This window comes from Metabacillus sp. B2-18 (genome assembly GCF_021117275.1).
Taxonomy (GTDB): Bacteria; Bacillota; Bacilli; order Bacillales; family Bacillaceae; genus Metabacillus.
In genome coordinates this window covers 3,584,738-3,604,222 of the sequence record NZ_CP088245.1, presented here as the reverse complement: position 1 = coordinate 3,604,222, position 19,485 = coordinate 3,584,738, and the positions used below count along the sequence as shown (strand labels likewise).

General features: G+C 36.2%; 17 protein-coding genes and 2 pseudogenes. All 19 read left to right on the top strand.

What is annotated here, in order from left to right; genetic code table 11:
* Positions 1–93 precede the first annotated feature (93 nt).
* The 19 genes and pseudogenes from LPC09_RS18365 (at position 94) to mreD (ending at position 19,393) form a co-directional block, all read left to right on the top strand.
* Entirely contained in the window at positions 94–1,392 is a 1,299-nt protein-coding gene (locus tag LPC09_RS18365) for a hypothetical protein (protein ID WP_141549653.1), read from the top strand.
* A 29-nt stretch (positions 1,393–1,421) separates the two neighbouring features.
* Entirely contained in the window at positions 1,422–2,213 is a 792-nt protein-coding gene (locus LPC09_RS18360) for a PRC-barrel domain-containing protein (RefSeq protein WP_098795921.1), read from the top strand.
* Between the two features lie 17 nt (positions 2,214–2,230).
* Positions 2,231–3,556, top strand: coding sequence for a G5 domain-containing protein (locus tag LPC09_RS18355; protein WP_098795922.1), 1,326 nt, complete (start codon positions 2,231–2,233; stop codon positions 3,554–3,556).
* Positions 3,557–3,580: 24 nt separating this feature from the next.
* Positions 3,581–5,242, top strand: coding sequence for a GspE/PulE family protein (locus LPC09_RS18350; protein ID WP_231307944.1), 1,662 nt, complete (start codon positions 3,581–3,583; stop codon positions 5,240–5,242).
* 9 nt (positions 5,243–5,251) lie between these two features.
* Positions 5,252–6,292 (top strand): type IV pilus twitching motility protein PilT, encoded by a 1,041-nt coding sequence (locus LPC09_RS18345; protein ID WP_231307943.1) that lies wholly within the window; start codon positions 5,252–5,254, stop codon positions 6,290–6,292.
* A complete protein-coding gene (locus tag LPC09_RS18340) occupies positions 6,292–7,500 on the top strand; it encodes a type II secretion system F family protein (protein ID WP_231307942.1) in 1,209 nt (402 codons plus the stop codon). The genes LPC09_RS18345 and LPC09_RS18340 overlap by 1 nt, the downstream gene beginning before the upstream one ends.
* Before the next feature lie 93 nt (positions 7,501–7,593).
* The gene (locus LPC09_RS18335) at positions 7,594–8,070 is read left to right on the top strand and encodes a prepilin-type N-terminal cleavage/methylation domain-containing protein (protein WP_231307941.1); all 477 of its coding nucleotides are present in this window, start codon (positions 7,594–7,596) and stop codon (positions 8,068–8,070) included.
* A gap of 80 nt (positions 8,071–8,150) precedes the next feature.
* Complete coding sequence (locus LPC09_RS18330) at positions 8,151–8,924, top strand: prepilin peptidase (protein ID WP_231307940.1); 774 nt, start codon at positions 8,151–8,153, stop codon at positions 8,922–8,924.
* Positions 8,925–8,939: 15 nt separating this feature from the next.
* Positions 8,940–9,935, top strand: coding sequence for a type IV pilus biogenesis protein PilM (gene pilM, locus LPC09_RS18325; protein WP_098795928.1), 996 nt, complete (start codon positions 8,940–8,942; stop codon positions 9,933–9,935).
* Positions 9,936–9,941: 6 nt separating this feature from the next.
* Complete coding sequence (locus LPC09_RS18320) at positions 9,942–10,526, top strand: PilN domain-containing protein (protein WP_098795929.1); 585 nt, start codon at positions 9,942–9,944, stop codon at positions 10,524–10,526.
* Positions 10,523–11,302, top strand: a complete 780-nt coding sequence (locus LPC09_RS18315) for a pilus assembly protein PilO (protein WP_231307939.1) — start codon at positions 10,523–10,525, stop codon at positions 11,300–11,302. Before LPC09_RS18320 ends, LPC09_RS18315 begins: the two co-directional genes overlap by 4 nt.
* Before the next feature lie 126 nt (positions 11,303–11,428).
* Positions 11,429–12,442, top strand: coding sequence for an SPOR domain-containing protein (locus LPC09_RS18310; RefSeq protein WP_098795931.1), 1,014 nt, complete (start codon positions 11,429–11,431; stop codon positions 12,440–12,442).
* A gap of 184 nt (positions 12,443–12,626) precedes the next feature.
* Complete coding sequence (locus tag LPC09_RS18305) at positions 12,627–13,196, top strand: Maf family protein (RefSeq protein ID WP_098795932.1); 570 nt, start codon at positions 12,627–12,629, stop codon at positions 13,194–13,196.
* A 108-nt stretch (positions 13,197–13,304) separates the two neighbouring features.
* A pseudogene (radC, locus tag LPC09_RS18300) lies at positions 13,305–13,796 on the top strand (RadC family protein); the annotation flags it as partial.
* 604 nt (positions 13,797–14,400) lie between these two features.
* The gene (gene ltrA / locus LPC09_RS18295; RefSeq protein ID WP_098799486.1) at positions 14,401–16,212 is read left to right on the top strand and encodes a group II intron reverse transcriptase/maturase; all 1,812 of its coding nucleotides are present in this window, start codon (positions 14,401–14,403) and stop codon (positions 16,210–16,212) included.
* A 103-nt stretch (positions 16,213–16,315) separates the two neighbouring features.
* Positions 16,316–16,519, top strand: a pseudogene (locus LPC09_RS18290) (JAB domain-containing protein); the annotation flags it as partial.
* A 219-nt stretch (positions 16,520–16,738) separates the two neighbouring features.
* Positions 16,739–17,761, top strand: coding sequence for a rod shape-determining protein (locus tag LPC09_RS18285; RefSeq protein ID WP_098798738.1), 1,023 nt, complete (start codon positions 16,739–16,741; stop codon positions 17,759–17,761).
* Positions 17,762–17,945: 184 nt separating this feature from the next.
* Positions 17,946–18,878: a rod shape-determining protein MreC gene (gene mreC, locus LPC09_RS18280; protein WP_098798739.1), complete on the top strand. Its 933-nt coding sequence runs from the start codon at positions 17,946–17,948 to the stop codon at positions 18,876–18,878.
* Entirely contained in the window at positions 18,875–19,393 is a 519-nt protein-coding gene (mreD, locus tag LPC09_RS18275) for a rod shape-determining protein MreD (protein ID WP_176551169.1), read from the top strand. Before mreC ends, mreD begins: the two co-directional genes overlap by 4 nt.
* The last annotated feature ends 92 nt before the right edge of the window (positions 19,394–19,485 follow it).

Below are 19,485 nucleotides of genomic sequence, written 5' to 3'. Positions count from 1 at the left end.
GTTATAGTCGATTTTTGTCTTTTTTTAGTTAAATACATGGATAAATGATAGAAATATAGGAAAAATTACTTAATCACTAAATGGGGTGATATTTTGAAGGTATATTTAATGTTAGTAATTGGTTTTATCCTTTTGATGCCAATTCTGTTTTTTATTCCGTTCGGGTTACATAAAACCGGTAAGATGGTATTAGCAGGTGTAGCTTTACTATGTGCTGCGCTTTTTTCCTTCACCATTCAATTAATGCCCATATGGCAAGCAGCCCCAGCTATCTTAGTTCTTCTAGTAGCAGTAGGGTATTTATTGAATAAAAGGGAGGCTCTTTTTCAATTGGAACATGGAGAAAACACAGATGAATTTAGTCAGGATGAGTCATTTGTTTCAAAAGAAGAAAAATTACAACATGAGGAAGAAAACGAAAAACTTCAAGAAGAAAATGTTGAATCTCCATCTAATATCATCATCGAAGAGGAGATAGAAGTTTCACCTTCTAATATTGAAATAGAACCAAATGATGTAATTGTGGAATTCGAATCGGAAACATCAGAGAATGAGAATGAACAAGATTTTCTTGAGGAATTTTTTGATCAATTAGATGCAAGTCAAAACGATGAACAACCTGAATCTAAGACACTAGAAGAAGTTGCTATTTCTAAAGAAAATGATGAGCAGGAAGCATCTTCTAAAGATAAGGTGGAAACTGATTTAGGGGATGACTTTTTACTTGAGCTTTTTGAGGGTCGAGATGTGGTCGACCTAGATAATAATGAAGTCGATAAAATCAGTGGAATTCAAAATGACAACAAAGAAACGGAAGATGAGCTGGAAGACTCAGAGCCATACTCCGAAATGAACGAATTGTTTGAAACGTTAATGAATGATGAGGAGAGAGTATCGGCTTCAGAAATGAAAGAAGACGAAGAGAGGCTTTATACTGAGGATCAGGAAATGATTGAAGACACCGAAGGATCCGCAAAAGAAGAATCTGTTGCGCAGCATAATCTTGAAGAAGAAAATGAGATAGCTGACACCTTTGAACAAGATCATCTGCTCGAAGAAGAAACTGATGATCAGCAACTTCCTACTGAAGTAGAAGAACCAAAGAACCAAAATCAGTTATCAAATAACGTTCTAAATATGCTGCTAGAACAACTTCATTACTATAAGAACAACCTTTCTAATCTTGAATATGAAGCGGTTCTTCAAAAAGCTGTTTCTGAGGCATCAACTGAAAAAGATTATTACTTATTTGCCAAAGAGCTTTTACAGCATTATTTCGAAAAAAATAAAGAAAATGATTATCATGTATTACTTGAAGATATGAAGCGAAAATTAAACCAATACCCTGTTCTACTTGAACAGTTAACCTGGATAAGTTCTTTAAATAAATAGCAAAAATAGAGAATAGGTGTGTGACACAGATGAAAAAAAGTAGTGAAATCGTAGGTTTACCAATTATTAGTATTACAGCTGGGGTAGAGCTCGGCAATGTAAAATCACTTGTTGTGAATCCTGAAAAAGGGACGGTTGATTTTTTAACTGTTGAACATGATGACTGGCAGGTTAGTGTTAAGGCTATTCCGTTTAGTAAAGTAATTGGAATTGGTGAATTTGCGGTTACAATCGATTCAGATAATGCCATTATTGACCTTAATGAAATACCAATCGCTAATCAGCTTGTTAATAAGCGAATTAAAATTACCGATACTCGTGTTATTACTCGAAAAGGTCAATTACTCGGAGAAGCCAAAGAGTATTACGTTAATGAAGAAACTGGTGTTATTATCGGCCTTCACTTGTTTGTGAATAATAAAGATGTTTATGTAAAGTCTGAAAATGTTTTAACGTTCGGAAAAGATATATTAGTTGTAAGTGAAGATGCTGCCGCAGCATTACTGGAGTCTGCAAAACACCTTGTTGAAGAGGAAGTTTCAACAGAAAACCAAAATAATACGGTAGAAGAATTATTAGAAGATCTATCTCCAGTACAAAAGGACGATCAATTTGAGGATCTGGATAATGAACAAATTGATGTGATTAAGGAAAAACAAATTCAGTTATTAGAAGGAAAAAGAGTCATTAAAGATATTTATGGATCGAATCAAGAGTTACTTATTGAAAGTGGTACAGTATTGTCAATTGATGATATTAAAAAGGCCCAAAATGATGGCCCAAGTACATTCGTTGAACTGTCTATGAATACTGAAATGTAAAAAAGGAGCAACCAATTTTGAACTTAAACAGAGGGTTGAAAATATATTTAGTATTACTTATTTCCACTGTTTATTTAGTTAGTTTTTCACAAATGGGTGTGAAGGCTTATGATGCGTTTCTAACAAAAGGAACATTTGAGCCAGGAACTTTAATTGGCTCCGTTAATATTGAGAATATGACAAAAGAGCAGGCTATAAATGAGCTAGAACAGCAAGTAACGGCATGGTTTCAAGGTGAGTATTTACAGCTCTCAATTAATGAAGAAATTACAGTGATTGGACAGGACTTTTTTAACTTTGATTTTCCAGCAACTGTTGATTCCATTACAAGTGAAACAAGTAATGAGTTGATTGTATCTGTTAATCAAACTGTCTATGAAGAACAGCTAAAAACTTTTCTTAATAAGCGCTACGAAACAATTGATCATGAACAACTTCAAGCAGTCATGGTAGATGCTGTGAAGAAAATGGCAACAGAAAATCAGTTTTTCTCGATTGGGGCATATGTGAAAAGTGATCTAAATACGGTAGCAGCTGAAAATTTTGTTTCATCATCATTTGATCAGGCTATGGTTCAAAAGGTGGTTGACTCAATTGGAACAATCATCATACCGGCTCAATCGCAAGTCTCATTTCTTGAGGTAATAAAAGATTCGGAAAATCTTCCGCAGGATGGACTAAATGTTGTGGCATCTGCACTTTATAAAACATTCCTCTCAACTAATTTTGTTATAGTTGAACGACATACAGGTATTCAGTTGCCAGAAACGATTGAACTCGGGTATGAGGCAAATATTATAAAAGATAAGTCTGATTTAAAATGGTATAACCCAAATTCAACAGAATATACGATTTCATTAGAGCTAACAAATGCTGGACTATTTGCAAGAGTAAATGGGGCACCATTTTTAAATAGCTATAAAGTGAACTTAGTGGAAAAAACATCATATCCTCCAAAATCTATTATTCGATATACTAGTTTTCTAGAAGAAGGCCAAGAGAAGGTTGTTCAGAAAGGAAAAGATGGTTTATCAGTTAAAATCACTCGTGAAGTGTTTGATCTAGAAGGAGTCTTTATTAAATCGGAAGAAATTGCTGAAGATTTTTATCCTCCTACTCATAAAATAATTGAAACCGGATTAATTAATAGATTACTAAATAATGAATCTTCAAACGAAGTATTCACTGAAGAGAAAGAAAGCACTGAGCAGGAGACAACAGAAAATGATAACAGTGAAAATAAGGAATCAGTAAAAGAAGACAGTAATACAACGGATAATGAAGAGAAGTCTAACAGCGAAGGCATTTGGGAAACTCCAGCTAAAAATGCGATTGAAAAATAACCTGAATTAAAGAAGGGATTATGGATGAACGATACTAGAAAAAGATTGGGAGACTTATTACTAGATTCAGGACTTATAACAGAAGAACAACTACAATCGGCTCTAGCAGAAAAACAAAAGGGGCAGCGATTAGGGGATGCCTTGCTTGAAAGAGGATTTATTACAGAGCTGCAATTAATTGAGGTTCTAGAATTTCAGTTAGGAATTCCGCATGTAAGCTTGTATCGTTTTCCGTTTGATCAAAAATTAGTTAAGCTTGTATCAAAAGAAATGGCTAAGCGAAATTTATTAATTCCAATCAAAGTTGAGGGAGATAAGCTTTTTGTTGCGATGGCAGATCCGATGGATTTCTATGCGATTGATGATCTTCGTCTAGCAACAGGATTTCAAATTGAAACAGCTATTGCCTCAAAAGATGATATTTTAAGAGCAATCAATAAGTACTATGAAATCGATGACAGCATGTCAGATATTATGAACCAATTAACCGTTCAAGATGAGGTTCAGGAAGAAAAAATCACAAGTGATGATTCACCTGTTGTTAGACTTGTTAATCAAATTCTTCAAAATGCTGTTCAACAAAAAGCCAGTGATATTCATATTGACCCTCAGGAAACAAAAGTGTTAATTCGCTTTCGTGTTGACGGTGTTCTAAAAAATGAACGAACATTTCCAAAGCATATGCAAAGCGTTTTAGTTGCCCGTCTGAAAATCATGGCAAATTTAGATATTACCGAGCACCGTGTTCCACAGGATGGTCGAATTAAAATGCATATCGAATTTCACCCAATTGATCTTCGGGTTTCAACACTTCCGACGATTTACGGTGAAAAGATTGTTATGCGTATTTTAGATTTGGGCAGTACCTTAAATGACTTAAACAAGCTCGGTTTTAATAGCTTAAATTTAAAAAGATTCAAAACATTAATAGAAAATCCTACAGGGATTATGTTAATTACAGGTCCAACAGGTTCAGGGAAATCTTCCACTTTGTATGCAGCGTTAAATCACTTAAATTCAGAGGAAGTAAATATTATTACGATTGAAGATCCAGTTGAGTATCAGCTTGAAGGAATTAATCAAATTCAAGTCAATGCAAATGTTGGAATGACATTCGCAAAAGGATTGCGATCCATTCTTCGTCAAGATCCTAATATTATTATGGTCGGGGAAATTCGTGACCGTGAAACAGCTGATGTTGCAGTACGTGCGTCATTAACAGGACATTTAGTGTTAAGCACGCTTCATACTAATGATTCATTAGGTACCATTACACGCTTGGTTGATATGGGAGTAGAACCATTTTTAGTTGCATCTTCTTTAACTGGTGTTGTGGCTCAACGACTTGTTCGTAAAGTATGCCGTGATTGTGCTTCAGAACAAGCTCCTACACAACGAGAAATTGAGATTTTTGCTAAAAGAGGCTTATCCATTGATAAAGTTGTAAGAGGCAGAGGCTGTGGAACTTGTAATATGACAGGCTATAAAGGAAGATTAGCCATCCACGAGCTTCTTATGTTGAGTGATGAAATGAAGCGAGTGATCATGAATAATGAACCATTTTCAAAGCTCCGTGATCTTGCGATAAAAAATAAAACAATCTTTTTAATTGATGATGGTCTGCTTAAGGTAAAGCAAGGTTTAACAACAACAGAAGAAATATTACGTGTAACTGTAGCGGAGTAGGTGAAAACATTGAAGGCAAAAATTGACTCTATATTAAAGCTTGCTTTTGAAAAGCAAGCTTCAGACATTCATTTGTCAGTTGGTGTACCTCCTGTTATGAGAATGAACGGCGAGTTAGTTCGAATTGGCGAAAGCATGTTAATGCCTGCTGATACAGAAGAAATGGCAAAGGCAATGATTTCTTCAGCAAAATGGTCATTGTTTGAAGAAAAAGGAGAGCTTGATTTTTCTTACGGAATTCCAGGTGTATCTCGTTTTCGTGTTAATGCGTTTCGCCAGCGTTCTTGTATTTCCTTAGCTGTACGAATTGTCCCAAGGAATATTCCATCAATAGACGATTTACAGTTGCCATCGATTTTAAAATCAATTGTGGAAAAGCCTCATGGACTGATCTTAGTAACTGGACCAACCGGCAGTGGAAAATCAACAACACTTGCGTCGATGATTTCCTTTATGAATCAAACGATGAAGCGCCATGTTATTACACTTGAGGATCCGATTGAATATTTGCATAAACATCATAAATGCATTGTTGATCAACGTGAAGTTGGTTTTGATACAGGTAGCTTTGCATCAGGTTTAAAAGCAGCACTAAGACAAGATCCAGATGTGATTTTAGTTGGAGAGCTTCGTGATTTAGAAACAATTCACACAGCAATAACGGCAGCAGAAACAGGACATCTTGTTCTTGGTACACTTCACACGTCGTCTGCTGCATCAACGGTTGATCGGATTATTGATGTGTTTCCGGCTAACCAGCAGCCACAAATTCGACTTCAGCTAGCTTCGGTGTTAGTTGGAGTTATTTCACAAAGACTTTTCCCGACTGTTGATAAATCAGGGCGCCGTGCTGTTACAGAAATCCTATTGAATAATTCGGCAGTTGCCAGCATAATACGTAATGAAAAAACATACCAAATTCCGAGCGTGATTCAAACAAGCCGGGCACAAGGAATGAGAACCTTTGAAAGCTCTCTTTCAGAATATGTTAAAGCAGGAATTATTTCTTCTGAAGCAGCTTTACCATACAAACAAGGGACGACAGATTAATGGCAAAATTTAAATATGAAGGTCGTGACCGTACAGGTAAAAAGTCAGGAAAAGTAACTGCCAATTCAAAGCGTGAAGCTGTTATGAAACTGAGTGAACTAGGAATAAGAATAACAAATATTGAGGAAATACCAGAAACACTGCTAACAAAGGATATAGCGATTGGTAATCCTGTAAAGCTTCAGGAATTTGTTATTTATCTTAGACAATTTTCCACTTTGTTACGAGCAGGTGTGACGATAGTAGATGCAACAAATATCTTAGCGAAGCAAACTAGTAGTAAACCGTTACGTAAAGCATTAGAGCAAATGGAAGATGATTTAAAATCCGGACAAGCCTTATCTGTTGCAGCAGCAAAGCATAAACGGATATTTTCTTCGATGTTTGTGAATATGATTAAAGCTGGTGAAGCAAGCGGTAGTATGGAAGAAACGCTGGATCGACTTGCTGTTCAGTATGAAAAACAGCATCGTACAAAGCAAAAAATTCAATCTGCTTTGGCCTATCCAATGGCGGTTGCAATTGTTGCTGTTGTTGTTGTAATCTTTTTACTAGTTTCTGTTGTTCCTACCTTCGTTTCCATGTTTGAAGGGTTTGGAGCACAGTTACCCGCTATTACATTGTTTGTCTTAAACTCTAGTATTTTTATGCAGGAATATTGGTATATTGTTGTCTTGTTTTTTGTTGCTGTTTTTTCAACCTTTTATGCGTTACGTAAAAATAAGCAAACAAAGTATTATTTAGATGTTGTTGCCCTTCGTATGCCGATCTTTGGAAGCATGATACAAAAGGCTGTATTAGCAAGAATGACAAGAACACTCAGTTCGTTATTTTCAAGCTCTGTGCCGATTCTTCAGTCATTATTAATTGTCGAGAAAATCGTTGAAAATGAAGTGGTGGCAAAGGTGATCGCTAATTCTCGTGTTTCCTTGGAAAATGGTTTGTCATTAACTGAACCAATGAAAAAGCACTGGGCATTCCCACCGCTTGTTACTCAAATGATTGCCATTGGAGAAGAAACTGGTTCACTAGATGAAATGCTTGGAAAAGTAGCGGACTTTTATGAAGAAGAAGTAGAAAATAGTACAGACCGACTAAAGTCACTAATTGAGCCGTTAATGATTGTTTTATTAGCAGGAATAGTTGGTACGATTGTCATAGCTATTATTGTTCCAATGTTTGACATATTTAACCATGTGCAGATGTAAATTTACAATATTTTTATATTCACTACCTAAACAATTGATGTATAATTAACATAGATTTAGGGAATTAGAACTAAGCTTTTAGGAGGAAAAGAAATGTTAAAAAAACTTATGAAAAATGAGCGCGGATTGACTTTAATCGAGCTTTTAGCGGTAGTTGTAATCTTAGGGATTATTGCTGCGATTGCGATTCCGGCGATTGGTGGGATGATTGCGAATTCTAAGGCTGATGCTCATATTGCTAACGCTAAGCAAATAGCTAATTCAGCGAGGTTATATGTGACAACTGACAACATAACAGTAGACACGACTGGTACATCAGTTGATATTTCAACTTTAATTTCTAAAGGACATTTAGAAGATAATATTAAAGATCCAAATGGGACTGGTAATGCAAAATATGATCCTACAAATACTAAAGTTATTATAAAGAAAACAGCTAATAATAATTATCAATATTTTGTTAAACTACAAGCCGCAGCTAGTGGTCAAACAGCTGGTAAAGAATATACAGATCAAACTGTATCTGGTGGTAAAGATGTTAATGATTTAGTAAGAACAGATATAAAATAGAGTAATGATAGGAAGATAGATAGTTCTTAATAAAAGGACTATCTATCTTTCTATTGAAAGGAAAGGGAGGAGCCCATTTAATGTTAATCACAACGATCCTACACACCTACATCTTCATACTAGGCGCAACACTAGGCTCCTTTTTCAACGTAGTCGGACTACGTGTCCCAATAAAGAAATCCATCGCATACCCAAGCTCAGCATGCCCAGTATGTGATAAAAAACTATCACCAATTGAACTTATTCCAATATTGTCATACGTACTGCAAATGGGTAAATGCAAAAACTGCCAAACGTCTATTTCACCATTTTATCCATCTATGGAACTACTAACAGCGATTCTTTTTACGATTTCACCGCTTTTGGTGGGATGGTCAAAAGAATTGATTATAGCATGGTCACTTATTTCACTTTGCATGATTGTTACCGTATCAGATTTGAAATATATGATTATTCCTGATAAGGTGAATTTGTTTTTTCTTGTTTTATTTTTTATTGAGAGAATGTTCATACGTACTGAACCATGGTGGGATCCAATTGCGGGTCTAATTGTTGGGACTCTTGTGCCTCTCGTTATTATTTTGGTCAGTCGAGGTGGTATGGGTGGCGGAGATATGAAGCTTTTAGCTGTTTTTGGTGTTGTGCTTGGCTGGAAACTTGTGCTCCTAACCTTTTTTATCGCCACATTAGTTGGTACCATAGTAGGAGTAGTTGGGATGCTGACAGGTAGTGTGAAAAAGGGCAAACCTTTCCCTTTTGGTCCATTTCTAGTTATCGGTGCTTTGGTGGCATATTTCTTTGGTTCTGAACTTATCTCGCTATACATGACTACATTCTTTTCTTACTTATATTAAGAAGGGGTTTTTATAATGGCTCTTCCTTTATTTAGACAAACTAAACATTCTATTAACTTATATATATCAAATTATTCCATTCAACTGCTTGAGCTTAAAAGCACAGATCCACTTGTTGTGAACCATTTTGTTGAAACGTATTTACCTGAAGGAATTGTCGTTGACGGGCAGATTAAGGATGCAGATAAGCTTGCGATGATTTTGGATCAGTGTATGAGTGACTGGGGAATAAAACGTAAACAGGTACGATTTATTACTCCAGATGCATTCGTCAGTGTTCGGAAAGTGAAGGTACCAGCAGATTTAAAAGATGATGAAATAAAAGGCTATCTTTATTTAGAGCTTGGAAACAATATTCATCTTCCTTTTGAAGAGCCTGTATTTGACTTTGTGCCTCTGCAAGAAACAGAGACTGAAAAGGAAATTCTTCTCTTTGCAGCACCAGAGGCTATGATTAAGCAATACACAGAACTGCTTGATGATTTGAAGCTAGAAGCAATTGCTGCAGATTTATCGGCACTTTCTAATTACAGATTGCTTTATAACAAACAGCATGTGAAAAGTAAAGATAACACATTGCTAGTGGAAGTAAAGCTTGACTCGGTAAACTTTAGTATTTTTGAAGATTGTAAGCCAATTTTTACACGTCATTTGCCGTTAGAGGGAATGTTGAAAAAATGGTCGTACAAACTTGAGCCGGAAACGCAATTATACTATCAATATGAATGTAAAGAACCTGAAGAGCTTTCTCTTCAATTTCGGGATGTAGTGAAAGAAATTGAAAAAATCATCAATTTCTATCGTTTTAGTCTTCATCAAGGAGATCACCAAATTACACATATTGAATTATTAGGTGATAACCCGTATATACATGAATTACAGAAGGACTTAAAAGAACTGGGAACATCCATTACTATTTCTCTTTTCAAAGATCGTGTATACACACATAAAAACATAGCTGTTCCCGCTAAGTTTCATACTGTGCTTGGATTAGCATTAAAAGAGGTGTAAAACATCATGTTAGCGGAAATTAATTTACTCCCACAAAAACAGCAACGAAATTACACCAATCTCCTTGTTATCTTAATTGTGGCCATCATGATACTCTGTGCAACGCTGACTATTTTTTCATTACTGAACAAGAAAAATGAACAAATAGCTCAATTAGAACAAGAATATGATACAGCTCAGCAGCAGACAACTGTACTGCAGCAGCAAGCAAGTCAAAGTACTGATTCCGATGCCGTATCAGATTTGGAAAAAGCCATTCAATGGTCTGAAGAATATCCAGTAGATTTTGTTCCTTTATTAAATGAATTAACAAAACAGCTACCTGAAAAAGGGTATTTCTATCAAATGGATTACTTGGATAGCTCTTCACTGGAATTGATTGTACAGTTTGAGTCATCTAGTGAAACAGCCTATTATTTAAAAAGACTTAAAGAATCTGACTTATTAAAAGAAGTGAAATTACTAACAGTAGAAACGGTACCAATTGATGTAGCAGAAGAAGATTCTGTTCCGCGATATCTCGCTGGGTATAAACTGCTTACTGACAGAGCTGCCCTAAAGGCTTTTAAAGAGGAGGACAGTGAAGAATGATTGAATGGAGAAAAAAACATACAATAATCATCGTCCTTACACTTGTTCTATCTTCTCTTGTTGTTTATTTTTCTTATTTACTTTTAATAAAACCAAAAGCTCAACAAATAGAGAGCCTGCAAAGTCAAATTGAAACGGAGAATACACTTATTCAAACTTTGCAAAAGTCTAGTTCTGGATCAAATATTAATGAAGCGATGCTTTCTGCAGTTGAATTACAAAAAATTCTGCCTGTTAGTCCGTTTGAAGAGCAATTTCTTCTAGACTTAGAAAAGGCGGAGACCATTTCGAACAGCATGATTACGTCGTTAACCTTTCAAGAAGGAGAGCAGGTCACTGCTGAAGAAGATGGGGATGAGCTTGTTGAAGCATATGACGAGAAACTAGATCCTGATGCAGAGAATGAGGGTAATGAAGAAGCCTCTGAAGAAGTAGAAACAGAGCCAATGCCGCAAGGATTAGAAAAGTTAACGGTTGAGTTAACCGTAACATCTCCAAGCTATTATGAATTAGAGGATTTTATCCGAATTTTGGAAAACTCTAAAAGAATTACACAAATTGAATCTGTATCAGTAGAAGGAAATCCTGAATTCGTTCATCTGCTTGAAGATAGTGAAGAAACTGATTATGAATACAATGTTGTTGTTTCGACGTTTTATTTACCTAGTTTGGAAGAGTTACGAGAACAGCTACCACCAATTTTTACGCCTGAGCCAAGTGACAAACAAAATCCTTTTACAAATGCGATTGAAGAAGAAGACGAAGATCGATCATAGCATTTTAAAAAAAATGACGAAAAAAATTAAGGATGAGACGACAAATGTCTTGTTCTTTTTTTTTATCCTTCTGTTAGCATTAGATCATTATGAGTGGTCGTGTTTTCAAAGAAGGGTGGTAGGCATATGGACAAGCAGACCTCAGACACAGTAAAAATCAAAATAAATGGTAAAGATCGTCCTGTGTCAGATAAAGAATCAAAAAACGAAGAATATCAAATATCGTCATGGGAAGAGAAGCTACAAGCTGAAAAAGAAATGGCTTCTGCTAAAAAAGAAGAAGAAGATTTTCCTTGGCTTTTGCCTGATGAAGATGACAGTATTTTTGAAGATGACCCTAAGGTAGTAACTCCTAAGAAAAAGAAAATTTTATCAAATTCAACAGTTGCACCTTTTGTTTATTCGAAAAAAGCAAAAAGCAAAAGTAATTTTGTCACATTTCCTTTAAAACAAATGTTCACAGTGATTCTTATGGCTATTTTTCTAGGAGTTGGATTTGGTTATATTGCATTAAACTTTTTATCTAATAAAGATATGCCAGAAGCGTCTGTTCCTACGGTTGTCACAAATGACACACCTGATGCAGCTTCAACCGAGGGTGGTAATACAGAGGAGCCAGCAGCAGCTTCAACCTCTACAGCTACTCTTCAGCTTTACGTTGTACAAGGTGGGATCTTTTCAACGAAAGAGGGAGCAGATACAGTTTCGTCTACTATAAAAAATAAAGGGTTGGCTTCTACAGTGATTGAGGCAGATGGATCTTTCACTGTTTTAGCTGGTATTGGGAAAGAGAAAGCCGAAACAGAAGCCTTAAACAATCTATATAAACAGAACTCGTTTAATGATTTTTGGGGAGGAAAGCAGTTATCCCTTTCTATTGCAACTACAAAGACCCCTGATCAATGGGTAAGCTCAATTGTTACTTTATCTTCACTAGCTTCTCAAGCAACAAACGGGCAAAGTGTGAATCAAGATGAAGTATCAGCTGTTGAGTCACAATTAAAAGAGATTGAAACTGCGAACGACACAGAAAAGTCTTTACTTAGCAAGCTCTCAGAAGCTGCTGCAAATGTTAAAGCTAATAAAGGCTGGGAGGCTCAGCAAGAGATTTTAGAGGTTGTTGCAAGCTTACAATCGTAGAATAAGAGACTGATAAAAGATATTTTTACTCTTTTATCAGTCTTTTTTTTATACAACTTGTTATTTGAGCAATCACTAAAATTCGACACTTTAAAATTTAATATTACAAAATTGTCCTAAAAAAAATCCTTTGGTAAGATATAGAAGTATCTTCTAATCTGAAACGAAGAAAGGATGTTTTGACATGAAAAAAAACCTCATTTTAGCTTCAGCTTCTCCCCGTAGAAAAGAACTTCTAGAGCTTCTCCAACTTCCTTTTGAAGTGATTGCCAGTGAGGTGGAGGAGGTTGTTGACGAGAAGCTCAGTCCTGCCGAAATGGTTCAATCATTGGCTGAGCAAAAAGCCAAAAGTGTAGCCGAAAATGTTTCAAATGCTTTTGTTATTGGATCAGACACGCTTGTTGTTTATGAAGGAAAAATGCTAGGTAAGCCTAAGGACTTCTCTGAAGCCGTGCAAATGCTTAAAATGCTTTCAGGAAAAACACATGAGGTGTATACCGGAGTATGTCTTATAAACAACGATGATGTGCGTTGTTTTTCTGAAAAAACGAGCGTAACGATTTATTCTTTAACAGATAAGGAAATTGATGAATATGTTCAAACAGGTGAGCCAATGGACAAAGCAGGTGCATACGGAATTCAAGGGTATGGATCATTGCTTGTAAAGGAAATACATGGTGATTATTATTCAGTAGTTGGTCTGCCGATCGCTAGAACAAAAAGAGAGCTTGTTGCAGCGGGGTTCACATGGTAAGAGGAAAATTGTAAATCATTTTGTGGCATAAAAAGGTAACAAAGGAAACATTCTATTACACATAGAGAAAAGAATGAACAGAGCAGAAAGGGAAATGAAGGAGGATAAATGGAAACATCAACTTTTAAAATCCGGGATTTCCCTCAAGATGAACGACCGAGAGAACGCTTGTTAAACGAAGGTCCAGATAAACTTTCTAATCAGGAACTATTAGCCATTTTGTTACGAACAGGCACAAAGAAAGAATCTGTACTAGATTTGTCACAAAAACTGTTAAAGCATTTTGAAGGCTTAAGAATGTTAAAAGACGCATCTGTTGAGGAGATCACGACAATTTCAGGGATTGGAACGGCTAAGGCCGTCCAAATATTAGCTGCTCTTGAACTTGGTCGCAGATTCAACCGTTTAACTTATGAAGATCGTTATGTTATACGCTCTCCGCAAGATGGTGCAAATTATGTGATGGAAGAAATGCGCTTTTTAAGTCAAGAACACTTTGTTTGTCTATACTTGAATACAAAAAATCAAGTGCTTCATAAACAAACCGTGTTTATCGGCAGTCTTAACGCATCGATTGTACATCCGAGGGAGGTTGTGCGCCCATAAGGACATTTAGAAAATCTGCATTAGCAAAGCAGTAGGGAAATATCACATTCTTTACCCTATCATCAGCCAACTTATCCGTAAGGGAAACCAAGCGGGGAGTGTAGCATGTTGGAAAAGCCATAAGTTGTCTAGTTACCAAGGCACGACTGAATGGCGAGATGAAATTCATAGATAAGGATGAAAGCTGAATTGCTTGAATGATAGCTCAAGGAGGACTACGGGGACCTTCAGCGGGAGGTAACGATTTACGCTGTGCGAAGTATGCATGTTTCTTAAAAACTTCGAGAAATATGAAGTGATACTGCTTTGTCCATCTTCTATATGGAAGAAACGAGTGAAAATCATATCCGAAACTATGAAATGCTATGTTTCTATATGTCTAAATGGGGATTGCCTAAGTCAGAACGCTGTAAATACAGCTATGCATAATGTCCAATTGGATGAAAAATTTCAAGCTGAAAGGCAAGAAAGATGATGCTGAATATCTGATATGGCAACGGAGCTCTCGTAGTAGTCCGAGATAGGGAAAGCCTATTACATGGCGAAGGGGAGCAGTTTATCTAGTTTAATACCAAATTGGGAAGGAGCGTGAGGCTCTATGAGAAATCCAAAAGTAGTGTTAAACAGTCTAACTTCCAAAGCTCAAAATAAAACGTACGTATTTGAACGGTTGTATCGAAATTTGTATAATACCGAGTTTTATCTAGCAGCCTATGCCAAACTCTATTCGAATAAAGGAAGCAATACAAAAGGTGTCAATAATGACACTATTGATGGAATAAGCTTAGAAAGAATCGAGCGTTTGATTGAAAAATTAAAAGAGCAGTCTTATCAACCAAAACCAGCGCGCAGAACATATATCCCTAAGAAAAATGGAAAGCCACGACCTTTGGGTATCCCGACTTTTGAGGATAAATTAGTGCAAGAAGTTGTTCGGAGCATTTTAGAAAGTATTTATGAGCCACAATTCTCAAATCATTCGCATGGTTTTCGACCAAATCGTAGCTGTCACACGGCTTTAAAAGAAATACGTAACACGTTTACAGGTACGAGATGGTTTATTGAGGGTGATATAAAAGGTTTCTTTGACAATATCGACCATCATGTATTAATTGGGCTTTTACGAAAACGTATCAGGGACGAGAAATTAATTAATTTAATTTGGAAATTCCTTAGAGCAGGTTATGTAGAAGAATGGACTTTTCACAAAACTTACAGTGGAACCCCTCAGGGTGGCATAATTAGTCCGTTATTATCGAATATTTATCTGCATGAATTAGATAAATATGTAGAACAATATGCACTGGACTATAACAAAGGTAAAAAGCGCAGACATAATCTTATCTATCATAACGTAGCATCAAAGATTAATCATAGTAAAAGTAAAAATAAACGTGATTGGGAACGGTTAACTGAAGAAGAAAAAGCTGAAAGGCTTAGAAAATTAAAAGCTCTATATAAAGAGTTACAAAGCCATGAGAGCAAAGACCTCTTTGACCCGAACTACCGTCGAATGAAATATGTGAGATACGCTGATGATTTTATTATCGGGGTTATTGGCAGTAATAAAGAAGCTGAACAAATCAAGAAGGATTTAACAGATTACCTAGCAGATAAACTCAAATTAGAATTAAGTGCTGAAAAAACGTTGATAACAAATAGTAAGACAAACGCTAGATTTCTAGGATACGACATTCGAGTAGCAAGAGATTGGCAAAGAATGAAAATGTCAAATGGTACGAAAAAGCGAAAGTTCAACTATCAAACGAAGCTATTCGTACCACATGAGAAATATATCAAAAAACTCATCAATTTAGGTGCATTAAAAATTGGCAGCAACAATGGGTGGAAACCTGTTCATCGTCCGTATCTAGTGCATAACGATGACCTTGAAATTCTTCGTACGTATAATGCGGAAATTGAAGGATTATATCATTATTTTCGTCTAGCAAGCAATGTGCATGTACTTCAATCTTTCCGTCAAACAATGAAATACAGCATGATTAAAACGTATGCCAGTAAATATAAAAGTACCGTTAGTAAAATCATTACAGAATTTTCGATAAACGGGAAATTCGGTATACATTATAAAACGAAGGATGGTCCTAAAATTGCCTTTTTTACGGAACAACGAATGGAAAAGAACTCGGAAATCAATAAACAATCAGTCGATATAATTGAAAATACGTTACTTTACGGTGGCAGAACAAGCCTCATTGAACGCCTCTTAGCTGAAAAGTGTGAATGGTGTGGTGCAGAAAATGTTCCATTAGAAATGCATCATGTCAATAAACTTAAAGATTTAAAAGGTAAGAAACGATGGGAACAAACCATGATTGCAAGAAATCGCAAGACGATTGCCATGTGTGTAAAATGCCACCATGACTTACACAATGGAAAGTTAGATTGATAAATGGAAAGCCGTATACTCTGAGAGGAGTACGTACGGTTTGGAGGGGAGTTCTTGGAAACCTACTTAGGCAACTAAGCAAGGCGCCGGGTTCTTACCCTACTTTAAGGAAGCTTTAAAAAGATCTGCAGCTTCTTTAATATGCATCCATAATCATCCTTCTGGTGACCCGTCACCGAGTAGAGAAGACATTGAGGTAACAAAACGGTTATCAGAATGTGGAAAGGTGTTAGGCATAGAACTTTTGGACCATCTTATCATTGGTGAACAAAAATTTGTTAGTCTGAAAGAAAAAGGCTACATGTAATACTTTTTTTTTTGAGCAATTACGATATAATAAGTCTTATGGGTTTTTTAGGGTCACCAAAAAAGCTCATGTTTTTATGGAAGATGAAGAAAAGTTACGAAAAAGAACTCACTTGTTAGTAACGAGCAAGCTAACCTCAAAAAGAAGAAAGTTGCATTCTGTCAATTTTCATAAAAATAAGCAAAAGCATATTTCGTTTCAGAAAGGAAGATACACCCTATGTTCGGTATTGGTACAAGAGACCTTGGAATAGATTTGGGGACTGCAAACACACTTGTGTTTGTTAAAGGAAGAGGAATTGTTGTTAGGGAGCCATCTGTAGTTGCTCTGCAAACAGACACAAAGCAAATTGTTGCCGTTGGTAATGATGCAAAAAACATGATCGGACGTACGCCAGGAAATGTCGTTGCCCTTCGACCAATGAAGGATGGCGTTATTGCGGATTATGAAACAACAGCAACAATGATGAAGTATTATATTAAGCAAGCAACGAAAACAAAAGGTGTTTTCTCAAGAAAGCCTTATGTTATGGTTTGTGTTCCTTCAGGTATAACAGCGGTAGAGGAAAGAGCAGTTATTGATGCAACAAGACAAGCAGGTGCCCGTGATGCTTATACAATAGAAGAGCCATTTGCTGCTGCTATCGGTGCAAATCTGCCTGTTTGGGAACCAACAGGTAGTATGGTTGTTGATATTGGTGGAGGAACGACGGAAGTAGCCATTATTTCACTAGGTGGAATTGTTACAAGTCAATCAATTCGTGTTGCCGGTGATGAAATGGATGAGGCTATTACTACATACATTCGCAAAACATATAACTTAATGATTGGTGATCGTACGGCTGAAGCGATCAAAGTAGAAATTGGTTCAGCAGGTTCTCCTGATGGCGTGGAAAACATGGATATTCGTGGACGTGACTTATTAACAGGATTACCGAAAACAATTGAGATTACGGCTGAGGAAATTGCCGAAGCCCTAAAAGACACGGTTTATATGATTGTTGATTCAGTGAAAAATACATTGGAAAAAACTCCACCAGAGCTTGCTGCGGATATTATGGATCGTGGAATTGTGTTAACAGGAGGGGGAGCCCTTCTTCGCAACCTTGATAAGGTGATTGGTGAAGAAACGAATATGCCGGTATTAATTGCAGAAGATCCGTTAGATTGTGTTGCAATCGGAACAGGTAAAGCTTTAGAGCATATTCATTTGTTTAAAAATAAAGCTAGAGACAGTCGTTAACTTTTGTAAGCAATAGTTTTATAAATCAGGCTGGTACTGACTCGCAGTGCTGGCTCTGTTTTATGTTAGTAAGAAGAATAAGATTCTCCTGCAATAATAGGATAAAAAAGACAAAGGTTTTCGCCATTCTACTTGGCGCTAAGCCGAGTTTTTCTACTAAATTAGAAATAAGAGGGTGTTCATCATGCCACAGTTTTTTCTAAATAAACGCCTTATCTTGTTACTAGTAAGTGTGATCGTTTTAGTGGCATTGATTGGTTTTTCTTTAAAAGATAATCGAGAGCTATCATGGCCGGAACAATTTTTGCAAGACACCGTAAGTGTTTTTCAATCAATTTTTCATAAGCCTGCAACATACGTATCAAACTTCTTTGAAAATGTGAACGATTTAAAAAATACGTATGAAGAAAATGAGCTACTAAAAAGTAGACTTGATGAATATATGCAGCTTGAAGCTGATTTACAAGAGTACAAAATTGAAAATGAAAAACTAAAGGCTGAGCTTGGAAAGGTTGCCGATTTAAGGGATTATAATCCAATATTTTCAGCTGTTATAGGTCGAAATCCAGATAAATGGTATGACTATGTATCCATTGATAAAGGAGAACAAGACGGGGTTGAGCCGAACATGGCTGTTGTCACAGCACAGGGACTGGTTGGGAAAGTAAAATCAACCTCTCAATTCACATCGACTGTACAACTTTTAAGTGCAACAGATTTGAAAAATCGAATATCAGCTGAGGTGCAACCACTGCCAGTAGCAGATGGTGATGAAAAAGAAAACGACACAACTAAAAATAATGAGAAAATTACAGGGTTAATTGAAGGTTATGACGAAGAAAAAGGAGCCCTTCTGCTTCGTCGAATTGAATCAAATGTTAAGCTTGTGGAAGGTCAAAAAGTCATAACAGCAGGCATAGGAGGAGTTTTCCCTGGAGGAATTCTTATTGGGGAGATTACCGAAGTAGAGCCTGATTCTTATGGGTTGGAACAAATGGCCTATGTAAAGCCTGCAGCTAATTTTTACGATATTGACCGGGTATGGGTAGCGAAGCGAAACGCAGCATCAGAAGATCCGGTGGAAGCATTGGCTGAAGAGGAGGAGGAGGAATCTTGAGACGTTTCATTCTTCCTTTTCTTGTCTTTTTTTCTTTTATAAGTGAAAGCATCTTTGCACATTTAGTTTCACTTTCATTTATATCCGAAGATTATATATTTGTTCCGAGATTTATTTTAATTTTTGTCATTTTCATAACTGTATACTTAAATCGTACCCAAGGTATGTTATTTGGCTTTATATTTGGACTTTTACACGATATTATTTATATTGAAGTCATGGGAATTTATCTTTTTGCATACGGATTCTTGGCCTATCTTATATCAAAGGCAATGAAGGTACTACATGGACACGTATTAATTGTATTATTTCTTACTCTCTTAGCTATATCTGTGCTTGAATACTATGTTTATGGAATTAACTATTTAATTGATGCAACAAAAATGTCTCTCTATGATTTTACAACGTTAAGGTTACTTCCAACCTTGGCAATGAATCTTGTTGTTGCTGGTTTATTTATTTATCCATTAAAAACATTTTTAACGAAATTAAAGTTGGCAGAGTCAGAGGATTAAGATTAACTGGCAATGAGGTTCCTATAACATTCAATATAAAATGAATGATATGATTACATTAGAAAAACTCGGCTTATTATCAAGTTCTATGG